The sequence below is a fragment of the Pararhizobium sp. DWP3-4 genome (genome assembly GCF_049898205.1).
Classification (GTDB): domain Bacteria; phylum Pseudomonadota; class Alphaproteobacteria; order Rhizobiales; family Rhizobiaceae; genus Pararhizobium.
This window is the reverse complement of record NZ_JAFCXF010000005.1, coordinates 180,416-195,093: the sequence shown is the minus strand read 5'-3', so window position 1 is coordinate 195,093 and position 14,678 is coordinate 180,416. Positions and strand designations below refer to the sequence as shown.

Here is a 14,678-nt window from a genome sequence, read left to right as displayed (position 1 = left end):
GCGCTTCATGGACCCATGAAGCGCTCTTTTCATAACTACCAGCACAGCTGGTCTCCTACGCGGGCCGGCGCTCGGCCAACCGCCGTCAGGCCGTACCCATTTGACCGCGGGTCGGGTTCTCGCCTGGCGTAACGGTACGCCTCATCTCGTGCCACATGGCGCGATCGTCATGGAAGAGGGAGCCGTAATTTTGCCGGTCTCTCGCTTCTCCGCGAGTTTGTTCGCCGGATCAACTTCGGTGCCGCCCGGGCGGGGCCATATGCCGGTTAAGGCCCAGTTTACGCCAAGCTATCCGTTGCGGCCGGGTGGCGTCGGCAAAATGTAGAGGTGACGACGTTCGAAATCCACAAAATTGTCTACAATTACGTTGACAACTTTTGAAACCTTGTCTTAATGGGGGTGCGACGAGAACAGGGGAGGTTGTACGTGAGGAGCGTACGTCTCGTGGTGGTGCTGACTTGCGTCCCGGATACTGAAGGGCACGCCGATCAGCTTTGCATTTGCTGCCAAGCGGCCATCCCTGTCTGTAAGCGTCATTGATCGAATCATCCGGGCAGGGTCTGCCCGTGGCTGAAGCGAAGCGGAGAGGTCACCATGCTAGTCTTCATCATCAAACGTCTCGGGAATGCCGTTCTGGTGATGCTGTCCGTCGCCTTGCTCGCCTTTCTGATCTTCCGGCTTGCCGGCGACCCCGTCGAGTTGATGGTGGGGGAGCAGACGTCTCAGGCCGACCGCGCGGCTCTTCGCGAACGTCTCGGCCTGAACGACAGCCTGCCGACGCAATATATCCGTTTCGTCACCAACGCGGTGCAGGGTGATTTCGGTGTGTCCTACCGCAATGGCCAAAAAGTACTGCCCGTGATTGCCGAGCGGTTTCCGGCGACGCTGGAACTGGTTCTGGTCGCGACGGTCCTCTCCTTGCTGTTCGGTCTTCCGCTGGGCATCCTGACCGCGATCAAGCGCGGCAAGTGGTACACGGAAAGTCTGCAATTCCTGTCCATTGTCGGGGTATCCCTGCCGAGCTTCGTTGTCGGCATCCTATTGATCCTTGTCTTTTCGGTGATCCTGGGTTGGGCGCCCGCCTTTGGGCGCGGCGAAGTGGTGCAGATCGGATGGTGGTCCACCGGCTTCCTGACCTCCTCTGGTCTGGCGGCGCTGATCCTGCCCTCGATCGCCTTGTCGCTCTATCAGATCACGCTGGTGATGCGGCTGGTGCGGGCGGAAATGCTCGAAGTGCTACGCTCCGACTATGTCAAGTTTGCCCGGGCACGCGGTATCCCGCGCTGGCGCATCTACTTCCGTCATGCCTTGCGTAACTGTCTCATGCCGGTTGTCACGATGACAGCCATGAATGTCGGGGCGCTGATTGCCTTCGCGCTGATCACCGAGACAGTCTTTCAGTGGCCTGGCATGGGCATGCTCTTCATCCAGGCTGTGACCTTTCTCGATATCCCGGTCATGGCAGCGTATCTCTGCATTATTTCCTTCATCTTTGTTGTCCTCAACATGCTGGTTGATATCGCCTACGCGGTGATTGATCCCCGCCTGCGCAACGCACACTGAGAAACGGGGCCTGTTCGATGACCACTGAAGTTTCGCAAGCGGCCAAGGCCGTCCGTCCGTCTCTGTTCAAACGTATCCGCAACAGCGATCTCTGTTGGTCTTTCAGTCAGAGCAGATCAGCGCAGATCAGCGCCATTCTGTTGGCGGTACTCATCCTGACGGCAATTTTTGCGCCGTTGATCGCGCCGCAGAACCCGTATGACGGGGCACTCCTCGATATGTGGAAAGCTGAGCTGCCGCCGATCTGGCAGGACGGCGGCGAGTGGCCCTATTTGCTGGGAACCGACACGCAGGGCCGCGACATGCTCTCGGCCATTCTCTACGGCACGCGCATTTCGATCGTCATCGGCATCGCCTCCGTGGCACTGTCCCTGGTCATCGGTTTGACCGCCGGTCTGATTGCCGGATATTTCGGCGGGTTCATCGACAATCTATTGATGCGCATCGGCGACATTATGCTCTCTATTCCAACGATCCTCGTTGCGATCCTCGTTTCGACCGTCGTGCGCCAGATGCTGCCAGAAAGCCTGCGCGAGATCGGCGCATCGGCCGTGCTCGTCCTCGCCATCGCTCTTTCGGCATGGGTGCAATATGCCCGAACGGTGCGCGCCCAGGCGATTGTTGAGAGCGGCAAGGACTACGTGCAGGCGGCCAAACTCATTGGCGTACCGTCCCGGCGCATCATGGCTCACCATATTTTGCCCAATACGCTGACACCGATCATGGTCGCTGCCACGCTGAATTTCGGCATGGCTATCCTGACGGAGGCGACGCTGTCGTTTCTGGGTATAGGCATGCCGCCAAGTCAACCTTCGCTTGGAACGCTGATCCGCATCGGCAATCAATTCCTGTTTTCTGGTTCCTGGTGGATCGTCCTGTTCCCCGTCGCTCAACTCTGCCTGCTGGTCGTCACCGTCAATGTGCTCGGCGATTGGCTGCGCGATGCGCTCAATCCGAAACTGAGGTAAGTTCCATGCACGATCTCTTGCTCCGCAATGTCAGGCCGAAGGCCGGTGAAAGCTGCGATGTCCTGATCAAGGCCGGGAAGATTGCAGGTTTTGGAACGTTTGAGCCCGAGCCCGGCATGTCCGTCGAGGACGGCGGCAACGCCATCGCAGTTCCCGGTTTGATCGATGCCCATACCCATCTCGACAAGACCACCTGGGGCATGCCCTGGCATGTAAACAACCGCGCCGCAGTCCTGCGCGAGCGGATCGATTTCGAACGGGAAAACCGGCTTGAAATCGGCATGGATCCGCATCGCCAGTCCATGCGCCACGCGATCGGGCTCGCCGCTAACGGCGGCACGCATATCCGTAGCCATGTCGATATTGATCCAACCCACGGCCTTTCGCTTGTCGAAGGTGTCTGGGAAACCCGCGAAAAGCTGAAGGGTGTCATCGATATCGAAATCGTTGCCTTCCCACAGTCCGGCGTGATGGTCATGGCCGGTACGGTGGAGCTTCTGGACGAAGCCCTGCGCCAGGGTTGCGAAGTGCTGGGTGGCATCGACCCGTGCGGCATCGACCGCGATCCGAAGGGCCAGCTCGACATCCTCTTTGCCCTTGCCGTCAAGCATGGCGTTCCGATCGACATTCACCTGCATGAAGCAGCCGATCTCGGCGCCTTCACCATGGAGCTGATTTTCGAGCGCATCCGTGCCCATGGCATGGAAGGCAAAGTTGCGATCAGCCACGCCTTCGCACTCGGCATGAATGACTATCTGCGCGTCGGCAAGCTGATCGACGAGATCGCCCGGCTCGATGTCGCGATTCTGACGACCGGAGCGCCCTCGGCCAACGTGCCTTCCATCATGCGGTTGAAGGAGGCCGGTGTGCGCGTTGGCGGCGGCTGTGACGGTATCCGCGACACCTGGGGTCCGTGGGGTCAGCCGGATATGCTGGACCGCGCCAAGGTCATAGGCATGAAAAACGGGCTGCGTTCCGACATCGAGCTTGCTCATGTTCTGCATGTCGTCTCCCAAGGGGGAGCCGACGTGATGCGGCTGGAAAACTACGGCCTGCAGATTGGATGCAATGCCGATTTGACCCTCTTGACCGGCGAGACGCTCGCCCATGCTGTGGTTGATATCGCGCCTCGGCCATTGGTCCTGAAGGCAGGCAAGGTCACTGCCCGTCAAGGCGAAGCCTTGGTGGAGATGCCGTGATGAGGAAAGACCTTGCATCCCTCGCGCTTGGCAGCCGTCCGGAACGCCGCACGCTTATTACCGCAAGCTGGGTGGTTGGCTATAAGGATGGCAATCACCGGCTTCTGCAGAACGGTGAAGTTGTTTTCGAAAATGGCGAGATCCTTTTCGTTGGTCACCGTTTTGCCGGAGAGGTAGCCCGCCGCATCGATTTCGGCAACGCGCTGATCAGCCCCGGTCTGATCGATCTCGATGCGTTGTCCGACCTCGACACGACCATTCTGGGCATCGACAATCATCCCGGCTGGACCAAAGGCCGCGTCTGGCCGCGCTCCTATGTCGAGGCAGGCCCTTATGAAATGTACAGCCAGGACGAGTTGGCCTTCCAGAAGCGTTTTGCTTTCGGCCAACTGCTCCTTAACGGCATCACGACAGCGGCACCCATCGCCTCGCTGTTCTATCGCGAATGGGGCGAAACTGCCGCTGAATTTGACGCAGCAGCAGATGCCGCCGGCGAGCTCGGCTTGCGTGTCTATCTGAGCCCGGCCTATCGCTCGGGCGGCATGGTTCTGGAAAAGCCCGGCAAGATAGTTCCGGTGTTCGACGAGGAGCGAGGCTTCCACGGGCTGAACGGCGCCATCGCCTATATCGAACGGCAGCACGGAAGCCATGGGGATCTCGTGCGCGGAATGCTGGCGCCGGATCGGGTCGAGACATCGACGCTAAACCTTCTGCAACGGACAGACGCCGCCGCACGCGATCTGGGCGTCAAGTTTCGCCTGCACATGGCGCAGGGCGCCATGGAGGTGGATACAGTCCGCATGCTGCACGGTTCGACCGCACCGGTATGGCTCGCCAAGGCTGGCCTCCTCAGCGACCGGCTGATCGCCCCGCATGCCACGAACGCCACCGAGGAAGACCTGGAGCTTTATGCGCAAAATGGTGTTTCAATCGTGCACTGTCCGCTGGTTTCCAGCCGTGGCGGCAGCACGCTGAATTCCTTCTCTGCCTGCCGCAAGCGTGGCATCAACATTGCCATGGGCACGGATACGGCACCTGCGGACATGCTGATGAACCTGCTCGTCGGGCTTATCACCTGCCGCATCAACGACGGTACACCAGATCATGTGAGGTCGGCCGACCTCTACAACGCTGCAACGCTTGGCGGTGCCCGTGCGCTCGGGCGTCCGGATCTAGGCCATCTTTCGCCGGGTGCCCGCGCCGACATTGCGGTCTTCGATCTCGACGATACCATTATGGCGCCGTCCATCGACCCCATCACGACGCTGGTAACCGGCGGCTCCGGCAAGGTCACCCGCGCCGTCTTCGTCGATGGCCGTGTCTCGATGCTGAACCGCAAGCTTGCAGGCATCGACATGGAGCAAGCCCGCGTCGAGGCGCAGACGCAGTATGAGGGGCTGATCGCCAAATATCCGGAACGGAGCTGGAACAATCCGCCAGTTTCCGAAATCTTCTCGCCGAGCTATCCGATCGAGGTTGATACCCATGGGTGAAGTAGAAAAATCGGTCATTGACGTCCGCAATCTTCAGGTGGAGTTTCCAGGCCGCCGTGGCGCCGTGACACCGCTGTCGGATATCAGCCTGTCCATCCGTGCAGGCGAGATCCTCGGCGTCGTCGGTGAATCCGGCGCCGGTAAATCGATGACGGGTCTGGCGATTCAGGGCTTGCTCGAGCGACCTGGCCGGATTAGCGGCGGTGAAATCTGGCTCGGCGACCGCCGGATCGACACGCTCGACGATCGCGCCATGGAGCAGATCAGAGGCCGGGAGATCGGGGCGATCTTTCAGGATCCGCTGACGTCGCTCAATCCGTTGTTCACTGTCGGCTCGCAACTTACGGAAACGATCCGCCTGCATCTTTCAATGGGTAAGGTCGAGGCGCGCGCCCGAGCCGTGCAGCTTTTGCGCGATGTCGGCATTCCGGCGCCTGAGCTGCGGGTTGACCATTATCCGCACCAGTTTTCAGGCGGTATGCGACAGCGCGTGGTTATCGCGCTCGCCCTCGCGGCGTCGCCCAAGCTCATTATTGCCGACGAGCCGACCACCGCGCTCGACGTCTCGATCCAGGCGCAGATCATTTCGCTGCTTCGCAGGCTCTGCAAGGAGAAGCGGACGGCAGTCATGCTGGTGACCCATGACATGGGAGTCATTGCCGAAGCCGCAGACCGCGTCGCTGTCATGTATGCTGGCCGCCTCATCGAAATTGGGCCGGTCGAACAAGTGCTGCATGCACCGCGTCATCCCTATACGCAAGGGCTGATGGCATCGATCCCATCGCTTGGCGCACGCGTTGAAAAGCTCAATCAGATCGACGGCTCGATGCCGCGCCTGGACGCCATTCCCGCAGGTTGCGCCTTCAATCCGCGTTGCGTTTCCGTCGGCTCGCGGTGTCTGCGCCAGAGACCCGAACTCATAGCCATTGGCGATGGCGCCAGCGCCTGCTGGCTTAACGCGGGAGGAACAACATGACCGTATCTGCTCAGAAAAAGCCGGCCTTGACCGTCAACGGTCTGGTCAAGACTTTCGACGTTTCCGCCCCTTGGCTCAACCGGGTGATTGAGCGTAAGCCGCGCCAGTTCGTGCAGGCGGTCAACGATATCGATTTTACCGTGCCCGCCGGCGGCTGCCTCAGCATCGTCGGAGAGAGCGGCTGCGGCAAATCAACAGTTGCCCGGTTGGTCACGGGATTGCACAAGGCAAGCGCCGGAGAGATCAGGTTTGCGCCTGGCCGGACAGGGGCACCACTCTCCGCCCAGATGATTTTCCAGGATCCCTACGCTTCGCTCAATCCGCGCTGGCGGGTAAAGAACATCATCGCCGAGCCCTTGCGCGAACTGAAGCTGCGCGACACTGCTGCCGAAGTCACCGAGCGCGTCGAGGAGCTTCTCCTGACTGTCGGGCTTTCTGCGTCCGACGGAGATAAATTTCCGCACGAGTTTTCCGGTGGTCAGCGCCAGCGTATATCGATTGCCCGCGCTCTGGCAGGCGAGCCGGAATTTCTCGTGTGCGACGAACCGACCTCGGCGCTCGACGTCTCGGTTCAGGCTCAAGTTCTCAACCTCATGCGGCGTCTTCAGGATGAATTGGGCCTCACCTACCTCTTCATCAGCCACGACATGAGCGTGGTGCGACACATGTCGGATCGCATCGCGGTCATGTATCTGGGCCGCATCGTCGAAGAGGGCGATACCGAGGAGCTTTTTGCTCGCCCTCGTCATCCCTACACGCAGCTTCTGCTGCAGACCATTCCCAACATCGACGCGCCGCAGCGCGACCGGGAACTGGCAACCGGCGAAGTGCCAAGCCCGCTCAAACCGCCCTCCGGATGCACCTTCCACCCACGCTGCCCGATCGCAACGGCGCGCTGTTCGGCGGAAGTGCCGGCCGTTCGGGCACTTGCCAACGGTACGCGCGTCGCCTGCCATCTTGCGACCGATGCAACGGCGAGCGCCTGACCGGTGGCTCAGCTCAACGCTGCGCGCAGGTCGTGGGAAAGGTCGCGGATTTCGCTGAGATCGAGTTCGGATTCCACGTGGTCCAGATGATGGGCCATCAGATGGGTTGCCTTTTCAACATCATTGCTGGCGATCGCCTCGACGATCTCGGCATGTTCGTCCGGTCCGCAGTTGAAGCGGTTGGTATTGCGGTAGACGGCTGTAATCAGCGACGATCTGGAGATCAGGTCCCGCATGGTCGTAAATAGGAAGTCGGAGCCGACGGTCTCGGCGAGTAGCAGGTGAAAACCGCCCGAGAGTTTGATAATGTCGGTAGTGACATCCTGGGCGTTGGCGATGCGCTCCTTGGCGACATGCTCGCGCAGACGCTTCAGATTGGGCTTGGAGACCGATACGCACAACCGCTCGATGACGCAGCGTTCTACCGTTCTTCGCACGAAGAACACATCCCGGGCCTCTTCGACAGAGGGTTTGCAAATGAAGGCGCCCCGATTTGGAATAATCGTAACGAGCCCGTCTCGTTCAAGAACCGAAAGAGCCTGGCGAATTCTGGCGCGGCTGACATTGAAAATTGTAGCCAGTTGCTCTTCCTTGAGCTGGACACCTGGCCGCAGCCTCCGCTCGGCAATGGAGAGCCAGACTTTCTCGACAATCTGCTGCGTAGAAGGGCCGCTTTGTTCGGTCATCAAATTCACTCCCCATTGGGGTTAGACAAGCGTGAAACGGCAGAAAAAGTCAACCGTAACAGCAGAATTTTGATTGCAGGATTGTCAACAATATGAAATGATATTGTTGATTATTCATTTGGAACGGCGCGATGGAATTTGACTTCACCCACCTTGATCCGCAAAGCCGCTACCGCTTGCTGACGAACTTCATCGGACCGCGGCCGATCGCGTTGGTGACGACACGCTCTCGGGCCGGACATAACAATGCAGCGCCGATGAGCTTTTTCAACGTATTCTCCCATGATCCGGCTATCGTTGTTCTCGGCATCCAGCCGCGCCTTACGGGCGAGGAAAAGGATACGACGGCAAATATCCGCCGCAGTAAGGAATTCGCCATCAACATGGTGGACATGGCTCTCTCGCAGCAGATGCTGGTCTGCGGCCTTGGCTTTGACAGCGAGGTGGATGAGCTGTCCATGGCCGGTCTCACCGCGGCCCCATGCACCAGTATCGACGCAGCCTATGCGGCGCAATCGCCCTGCGTTTTTGAATGCAGGGTCGAGCGCTTTATCGACTACCCGCGCCGCACCCTGGTTCTGGGCGAAGTCGTTCATATGCACGTCCGGCGCGAATGCCTGGATCGCGAGGGACATTATGTCGACCCGGAACAGTACCAGCCGATCGCCCGGCTGCATGCCGACAACTACATCACCTCGGACCGCCAGTTCGTTCTGAAGGCTCCGTCAATTGCCGATTTCATCAAGCCGCAGGGCGATTGAGGGGCGCTGAAAGGTTCCATTCCATGCATATCCGTCTTATCAATCCCAACTCAACCGCATCCATGACCGCTCAGGCACTGGCGAGCGCGCTGCGCGTCAAGCATGGGGATACGGATGTTTCCGCCGTCAATCCGCTTGGCACGCCTGTTAGCATCGAAGGCGGCGCCGACGAGGCCATAGCGGTGCCGGGCATGCTGGACGAAATCCGAAGGGGTGAACGCCTGGGCATCGATGCCTATGTGGTGGCCTGTTTCGATGATCCAGGTTTGCATGCTGCGCGCGAAGTGGCGCGCGGACCGGTCATTGGTATTTGCCAGGCAGCCGTTCAGGTCGCCATGACCATCAGCCGCCGGTTTTCAATCGTCACCACGCTACCACGCTCGATCCCTATCATCGAGGATCTGGTGAGCAACTATGGGGCGGAGCGCCATTGCCGCAACGTGCGCGCCATCAACCTCCCAGTACTTGGGCTGGAGGAGGATCCTGTCGAGGCGGAGCGTCTGCTGACAATCGAGATCGAAGCGGCCAAACGCGTGGACCGGGCGGAGGCCATCATCCTCGGCTGCGCCGGTATGTCGACCCTGTGCGACCGGCTGAGACACGCGACAGGCATACCGGTCATTGACGGCGTGACGGCGGCCATAAAACTTGCGGAGGCACTGGTTGGTGCCGGCTATACGACCTCGAAAGTAAACGCCTATGATTATCCCCGCATCAAGGAAGCCAAGGTCTCAGCCTGCGCCTGAAATCGGTCGTTCAAGAGGATAGCCGACCATGGGGTCAACGGGAATTCCAGCTCAGGCTACCGAATGCGCGAACCGATGCAGATTAGGAACGCTGACAATCAACTATGCAGCACGTCCTTGAGGCTAATGCTGAAGAGGGTAGAGCCTTGATCGTCGCAGACTTCGACTATTCCGCCGTTCGCAGGTAAGCGCATCGCAGCCGACTGGTTCAGCACGTGCCGAGCAGCAATTATGGCGGATTTCCGAGCTGATTCCATGTCCGGTGAATGTACGCCTACTGTGCCTTCCGCGAGGTAATCGCCGGAGCGTAGGTTCTAGTAGAACATTGGCATGGGTCACTCCTTACCGTGTTCGCCATGAACTGTTCTACGGTCGGGAATGTTCCGTGGATTGCCCAGCCTGATCGGCACGGGCCGCCTCAGCGATGCACGATGTCGCGGAATGCCAACTTGAAGTGCATAAAGCCTTCCTCGTCGGTCACCTCGAATGACCGATCACCAACGGGCAAGCCGGTGGCAATTTCTTCGATGATCAATTCGTGCAGTGCCAGCCTTCCCTGGCGACGTGCCTCATTGGAGTTCGGCAAATCGACACCTACGGTATCTTCGTCAAAACTCTCGCCATCTCTCAGATGGAAAAAAAACTTTTGCGCCATAACTGCACCCCCTCCGGTTGAGGCGCAAACGCCGAAAAGTGCGGATTGTTCCATTTTATTTTAGAAAATGTTAATATATATTGCCGTGTCTTTCCCATGAGTACAATTCTAATGATCAGGGTAAGTCCGACTTCAGTGTTTAGCCGCTACTCCATTGCGTTATGGCGCCTTTACCAGCGTTCGCTGGCTGCAGGACAGGACAGATCCCTTGCAGTTACTCGGATTGAAATTCTCACCCGATCCACGTGTTAATTAGGTGTGTCTAAAATATTTTTTTGGTAGTTCAGCCTTGTTTCAACGGATGTCTCAAATGATTGTAGATGTGAATAACCCCAAGCTGATCAAGTCGCAATTGACACTGCTGTCGAACGATCCACTGCGCGGTTTGCTGGTCATGGATACCGACAAAGGGCAGGCGCGTGTCGAAATTGACGAGGACAGTGCAAACGATCTTCTGGACGAGATTCTTTCACTCTTTGGCGTGCCGCGCCCACCATCGGCGGGTTTGAAGACCAGCGCAGGTCTATGACGCCAGTTCCCGTCGCGCAGCAGAGCCGCTCCAGGAGGAGTATTGTATTACGGCTGCTTACGCGGATTGGACGGATCTTGCATCCGAAGGCCTCCCGGGATGCCTCCGCACGTTTCATGCTAAGGTCATATTGTGTCACTGGTTTGGCGCGGGTAAGTCCGGTCTAGTAGCAAATCAAAAACAGCGTGACCCGGGCAAGGCTTTCGAAGAGTGCGATTGAACGCCTTGAATGGCATTGGCCAATCTGGCCAAATCTCCCATCGACAATGCCGGACCAATGTGACCGCGCTGCGAATTAATTTTCGAAGAGACGACAAGAACAATACCAGTTTACCTGTAGAAAAAAAATTTGCATAAGAGTGCTCTCTTTTAAGTGAGTATTCCAATGGGTGACCAGACAACATTTGATCTTCTCAAACAGGCGCTCGCGATCGAAAGCAATGAGCCGCTTTACCGCAAGCTGGAAGACGGCATCAAGGCGGCCATCGGGGCGGCACAGATTAGGCACGGCGCCGTTATCCCGAGCGAACGCATGTTATGTGAGGCGTTGAATATCTCGCGTGTCACGGTACGCAAAGCAATAGATGGCCTGGTCTCCGACGGCTTTCTCGATCGCCGCCAAGGCGCCAAGACGGTGGTTTCTTCGCGCCTCGAAAAGTCCCTGGCTACGATGACGAGCTTTTCAGAAGACATGCGCTCGCGCGGCCTCGAGCCCGGATGCAGGTGGATTTCGCGCGATATTTCACGCCCATCGCCGGCCGAAATGATGGCGCTGGGTATTTCCGGCAGCGAAAAGATCGTTCGTCTCCGGCGCCTGCGTACAGCGGACAACGTCCCTATCGCCATCGAGACAGCGACCTTGCCGGCTCGCTTTGTGCCGGATCCGCATTCGATCCAGGACTCGCTTTATGAATACCTGGAAGCCAATAGCGCGCTCCCCGTTCGCGCCCTGCAGCGCATGCAGGCAAAGCCCGCAAGCGAAGAGGAGCGCCGTCTGCTCGGTACGCCCGAAGATGCGAGTTTGTTGATCATGGAGCGCCGTTGCTTCCTTGCCGATGGCCAGATTGTCGAATTCACGCAAACCAAATATCGCGGTGATGTCTACGACTTCGTCATCGAGCTAATGCGATAATACCAGTTAAAGTCCTGTTGCAATCTGGTCTTGTCCTGTTACCGTGATGGCACAACAGGAGAGCCGGACGTGGCGCTTGACATTCAGGCCTTGAAAAATGGACTTATCGTATCGTGCCAGCCGGTGAAGGGCGGCGCGATGGACAACGCCGCAATGGTCGTCGGATTCGGGCTGGCGGCGCTGGATGGTGGCGCTGCGGGGCTGCGTATCGAATCGGCAGATTATGTCCGGGCTGTCCGTGCGGCCACCGACAAGCCGATTATCGGCTTGGTCAAGCGCGACCTTGAAGACACGCCGGTGCGCATCACACCCTGGCTTGAGGATGTCGATGCTTTGGCAGCAGCCGGCGCCGATATCATTGCCTACGACGCGACGCAACGCATCCGTCCGATCGATACCAAGACACTGGTCGACCGAATTCATGCACACGGCCGCATCGCCATGGCAGATTGCTCGGTTCTGCCGGACGCTGAACAGGCGATCGCCGAGGGCGCCGAGATCGTCGGCACCACGCTTGCCGGCTATACTGGGCCGGTTGAACCCACGGAACCGGATTTCTCGCTGATCGCTGAAGCTTCAAAGCTTACGCCTCACGTCATCGCCGAAGGCAATGTTCGCACGCCCGAGCAGGCGTCCAAGGCGCTTGCGAGCGGCGCTTTCATGGTTGTTGTCGGCTCGGCCATCACCCGGCCGGAATACGTGACCTCATGGTTCCGAGCCGCCCTCGACGAAACCCTCACTACCATCAAGGCATGACCGGTATGGCGTCCCCTGACACTGTTCTCGCACTCGATATAGGCGGCACCAAGATGCTCGCTGCACTGGTACGCGGCAGCACGGTGTTGGACGCCCACACGCTACCCACACCGCGTAGTGGCGATCCCGCACTGTGGCTTGAGGCGCTTTTTGCAGCGATCATATCCTGGCAGGGTCGATACGCCACTATCGGTGCCGCCGTCACTGGTATCATCGATGACGGCCATTGGTCGGCGCTCAACCGAAACACGCTCGACATACCCGATCGGTTTCCGCTGAGAGAGACAATCATGCAGCTTTCAGGCGGAATGCCGGTACTTACGGCCAACGATGCTCAGGCCGCAGCCTGGGGCGAGTACCGTTTCGGTGCTGGCCGAAACGAAGACATGGTCTTCCTGACAATCTCGACAGGAATCGGCGGTGGACTCGTCGTCAATGGCAAACCCATGTTTGGGCTCGCCGGTCATTTCGGACAGTTCCGCGTCGCCGACAATGTTGCCGGCACACTGGAAGATCAGGTTTCCGGCCGCTGGATTGCCAGCCAAGCGGCAGATCATCAGCCGGATGCCACTGCACGCGAGGTATTCGAAGCTGCAGCCGCTGGTAAAGAATGGGCAAAAAATATTATCAATGCGTCTGCACGCCAAACAGCCCAGCTTTGCCGCAATGTCCACCTTGCACTCGACCCCGTGCGCATCGTCATCGGCGGCGGCATCGGGCTTGCACCTAACTATCTCGACACCGTCCGGCACGCACTTGAAGGCCTGCCGCCGCGGCTTACACCGAAACTCCACGCCGCCGCACTTGGGGAAAGCGCTGGCGTCGTGGGCATCGCCGATCTTGCAAAAAACCAACAGAAAAATCACCATAGAGGAGAACTAAAATGATATTTTCGAGGATCAGAAAGGGCGGCCTTCTCGCAGTCGCCATCGCCGGGCTTCTTGCAGGCCCCGCATTCGCCAAGGTGACAGTACTCGGCTGGCCCGGCGGCCCCGAAGAAACAGCATTGCGCGCCGCCGCAGATGTCTACAACGCCAAACCCGGAGTCTCCGAAAATGACAAGGTCGAGCTGTTGTTCTTCAACCGCGATGGCTTCTGGGACAAACTTCAGGCAGACCTTGCCGCCGGCTCCAAGGCCTTCGACGTCAATCTGCTCGCAACCTATTCCATTGGCCGCTACGCGCCGTTCATGGAGCCGGTCGCGTTGTCAGAGGAGGCTGCGTCCGTTTATGGCGATGCCGTGCTCAAGACGATGCAATACGAAAGCAAGCAGTTCGGCGTCCCGACCGACCTCTCGCTGCACTTCATGTATTATCGCAAGGACCTGATTGACGGCCTTATGAAGGACGACGCGGGCAAGGCCAAGTACGCAGAGATTTCTGAAAAGCACCTGGGCAAGAAGCTTGAGCCGAAAACCCCGGACGAATGGACCTGGGACGACTATGCAGCGACCGCGCTGTATTTTAGCCAGTCCGTCAATCCGGATAGCCCAACGCGCTACGGCACGGTCCTGCAGCTCAAAAACCTGCTGTTCAACATGATGGTATTCCAGTCCATACCACGCGCTTATGGCGGCAACTGGATGGACGATGCCGGCAAGATCACGGTCAATTCCGATGCCTATCGCAAAGGCCTTGAAACATACAAGCTTCTCTATGATGCCGGCGCCACGCCACGCGATTCACTGTCCTATGAGTTTGCCGAAGCCAACGCCGCCTATACGTCGGGCCAGGTTGCCGCGATGATGCAATGGAACGCCGCGGCCTCTGATCTGACAAACAAGGAAAAGTCACCTGCCGTTGCCGATGTGACCGACACTGTCGCCCCACCGGCCGGCCCCGAAGGCCGCTTCACGCACATTCACGGCCTGGGCTTCGGCCTGAACAAAAACGCCGAAAACAAGGCTGGCGCGCAGGCCTTCATCAAGTGGCTCTCCTCGAAGGAAGCAGCTCTGACCTACGCGAGGCATAACGGCGCCCCAGCACTAACGCCGGAAGTCGTTACCCAAGTCGCAAAGGAGCGCCCTGACCTCGTCAAGCTCGGCGAATTCGCCTCAAAATACGGCTATGTCATGAATGGTGGCACCTCAGCCAAGGCGCTCTCCGTCTACGAACTGCAGGCCAAGGAGTTCACCGGTTACTGGTCCGGCCAACAATCTCTGGATGAGGCCCTTGCTCACACTGAACAGGGCATGGCCGGTTTGCTCAAATAGCCAAAACGGATAGCGG

The 14,678-nt window shown here is 58.7% G+C and carries 13 protein-coding genes and 2 pseudogenes; 12 read left to right on the top strand and 3 right to left on the bottom strand.

The features are described 5' to 3' along the window. The first annotated feature begins 594 nt into the window (after positions 1–594). From ACP7E6_RS14935 to ACP7E6_RS14910, 6 genes are read left to right on the top strand one after another with little or no spacing between them, the layout of a single operon-like run. On the top strand, positions 595–1,563 hold the full coding sequence (locus ACP7E6_RS14935) for an ABC transporter permease (protein ID WP_426230502.1): 969 nt from the start codon (positions 595–597) through the stop codon (positions 1,561–1,563). A 17-nt stretch (positions 1,564–1,580) separates the two neighbouring features. Continuing rightward, positions 1,581–2,531, top strand: a complete 951-nt coding sequence (locus tag ACP7E6_RS14930) for an ABC transporter permease (protein ID WP_426230501.1) — start codon at positions 1,581–1,583, stop codon at positions 2,529–2,531. Positions 2,532–2,536: 5 nt separating this feature from the next. Then, positions 2,537–3,730 (top strand): amidohydrolase family protein, encoded by a 1,194-nt coding sequence (locus tag ACP7E6_RS14925; RefSeq protein WP_426230500.1) that lies wholly within the window; start codon positions 2,537–2,539, stop codon positions 3,728–3,730. Next, positions 3,730–5,223, top strand: coding sequence for an amidohydrolase family protein (locus ACP7E6_RS14920; protein WP_426230499.1), 1,494 nt, complete (start codon positions 3,730–3,732; stop codon positions 5,221–5,223). Before ACP7E6_RS14925 ends, ACP7E6_RS14920 begins: the two co-directional genes overlap by 1 nt. Further along, a complete protein-coding gene (locus tag ACP7E6_RS14915; RefSeq protein WP_426230497.1) occupies positions 5,216–6,199 on the top strand; it encodes an ABC transporter ATP-binding protein in 984 nt (327 codons plus the stop codon). The genes ACP7E6_RS14920 and ACP7E6_RS14915 overlap by 8 nt, the downstream gene beginning before the upstream one ends. Next, positions 6,196–7,185, top strand: a complete 990-nt coding sequence (locus ACP7E6_RS14910) for an ABC transporter ATP-binding protein (RefSeq protein ID WP_426230495.1) — start codon at positions 6,196–6,198, stop codon at positions 7,183–7,185. The genes ACP7E6_RS14915 and ACP7E6_RS14910 overlap by 4 nt, the downstream gene beginning before the upstream one ends. An 8-nt stretch (positions 7,186–7,193) precedes the next feature. On the opposite strand, the gene ACP7E6_RS14905 is transcribed toward ACP7E6_RS14910, so the two are convergent. Next, positions 7,194–7,871: a GntR family transcriptional regulator gene (locus ACP7E6_RS14905; protein ID WP_426230494.1), complete on the bottom strand. Its 678-nt coding sequence runs from the start codon at positions 7,869–7,871 to the stop codon at positions 7,194–7,196. A gap of 131 nt (positions 7,872–8,002) precedes the next feature. Here ACP7E6_RS14905 and ACP7E6_RS14900 point away from each other — a divergent pair, with 131 nt between their 5' ends. Both ACP7E6_RS14900 and ACP7E6_RS14895 read left to right on the top strand, forming a co-directional pair. Beyond that, positions 8,003–8,632, top strand: a complete 630-nt coding sequence (locus ACP7E6_RS14900) for a flavin reductase family protein (RefSeq protein ID WP_426230493.1) — start codon at positions 8,003–8,005, stop codon at positions 8,630–8,632. A gap of 23 nt (positions 8,633–8,655) precedes the next feature. Then, on the top strand, positions 8,656–9,378 hold the full coding sequence (locus ACP7E6_RS14895) for an aspartate/glutamate racemase family protein (protein ID WP_426230492.1): 723 nt from the start codon (positions 8,656–8,658) through the stop codon (positions 9,376–9,378). A 98-nt stretch (positions 9,379–9,476) separates the two neighbouring features. On the opposite strand, the pseudogene ACP7E6_RS14890 reads toward ACP7E6_RS14895, so the two are convergent. Both ACP7E6_RS14890 and ACP7E6_RS14885 read right to left on the bottom strand, forming a co-directional pair. Further along, positions 9,477–9,677, bottom strand: a pseudogene (locus ACP7E6_RS14890) (DUF6894 family protein); the annotation flags it as partial. A 119-nt stretch (positions 9,678–9,796) separates the two neighbouring features. Beyond that, complete coding sequence (locus ACP7E6_RS14885) at positions 9,797–10,033, bottom strand: DUF6894 family protein (RefSeq protein WP_426230491.1); 237 nt, start codon at positions 10,031–10,033, stop codon at positions 9,797–9,799. A gap of 310 nt (positions 10,034–10,343) precedes the next feature. Between ACP7E6_RS14885 and ACP7E6_RS14880 the strand changes: the two genes are divergently transcribed. The 4 genes and pseudogenes from ACP7E6_RS14880 (at position 10,344) to ACP7E6_RS14865 (ending at position 14,662) form a co-directional block, all read left to right on the top strand. Next, positions 10,344–10,562, top strand: coding sequence for a hypothetical protein (locus ACP7E6_RS14880; protein ID WP_426230490.1), 219 nt, complete (start codon positions 10,344–10,346; stop codon positions 10,560–10,562). A 385-nt stretch (positions 10,563–10,947) separates the two neighbouring features. Then, positions 10,948–11,694 (top strand): GntR family transcriptional regulator, encoded by a 747-nt coding sequence (locus ACP7E6_RS14875; RefSeq protein WP_426230489.1) that lies wholly within the window; start codon positions 10,948–10,950, stop codon positions 11,692–11,694. Between the two features lie 138 nt (positions 11,695–11,832). After that, positions 11,833–13,337 (top strand): annotated as a pseudogene (locus tag ACP7E6_RS14870) (putative N-acetylmannosamine-6-phosphate 2-epimerase). After that, entirely contained in the window at positions 13,334–14,662 is a 1,329-nt protein-coding gene (locus ACP7E6_RS14865; RefSeq protein WP_426230488.1) for an ABC transporter substrate-binding protein, read from the top strand. Before ACP7E6_RS14870 ends, ACP7E6_RS14865 begins: the two are co-directional and overlap by 4 nt. The last annotated feature ends 16 nt before the right edge of the window (positions 14,663–14,678 follow it).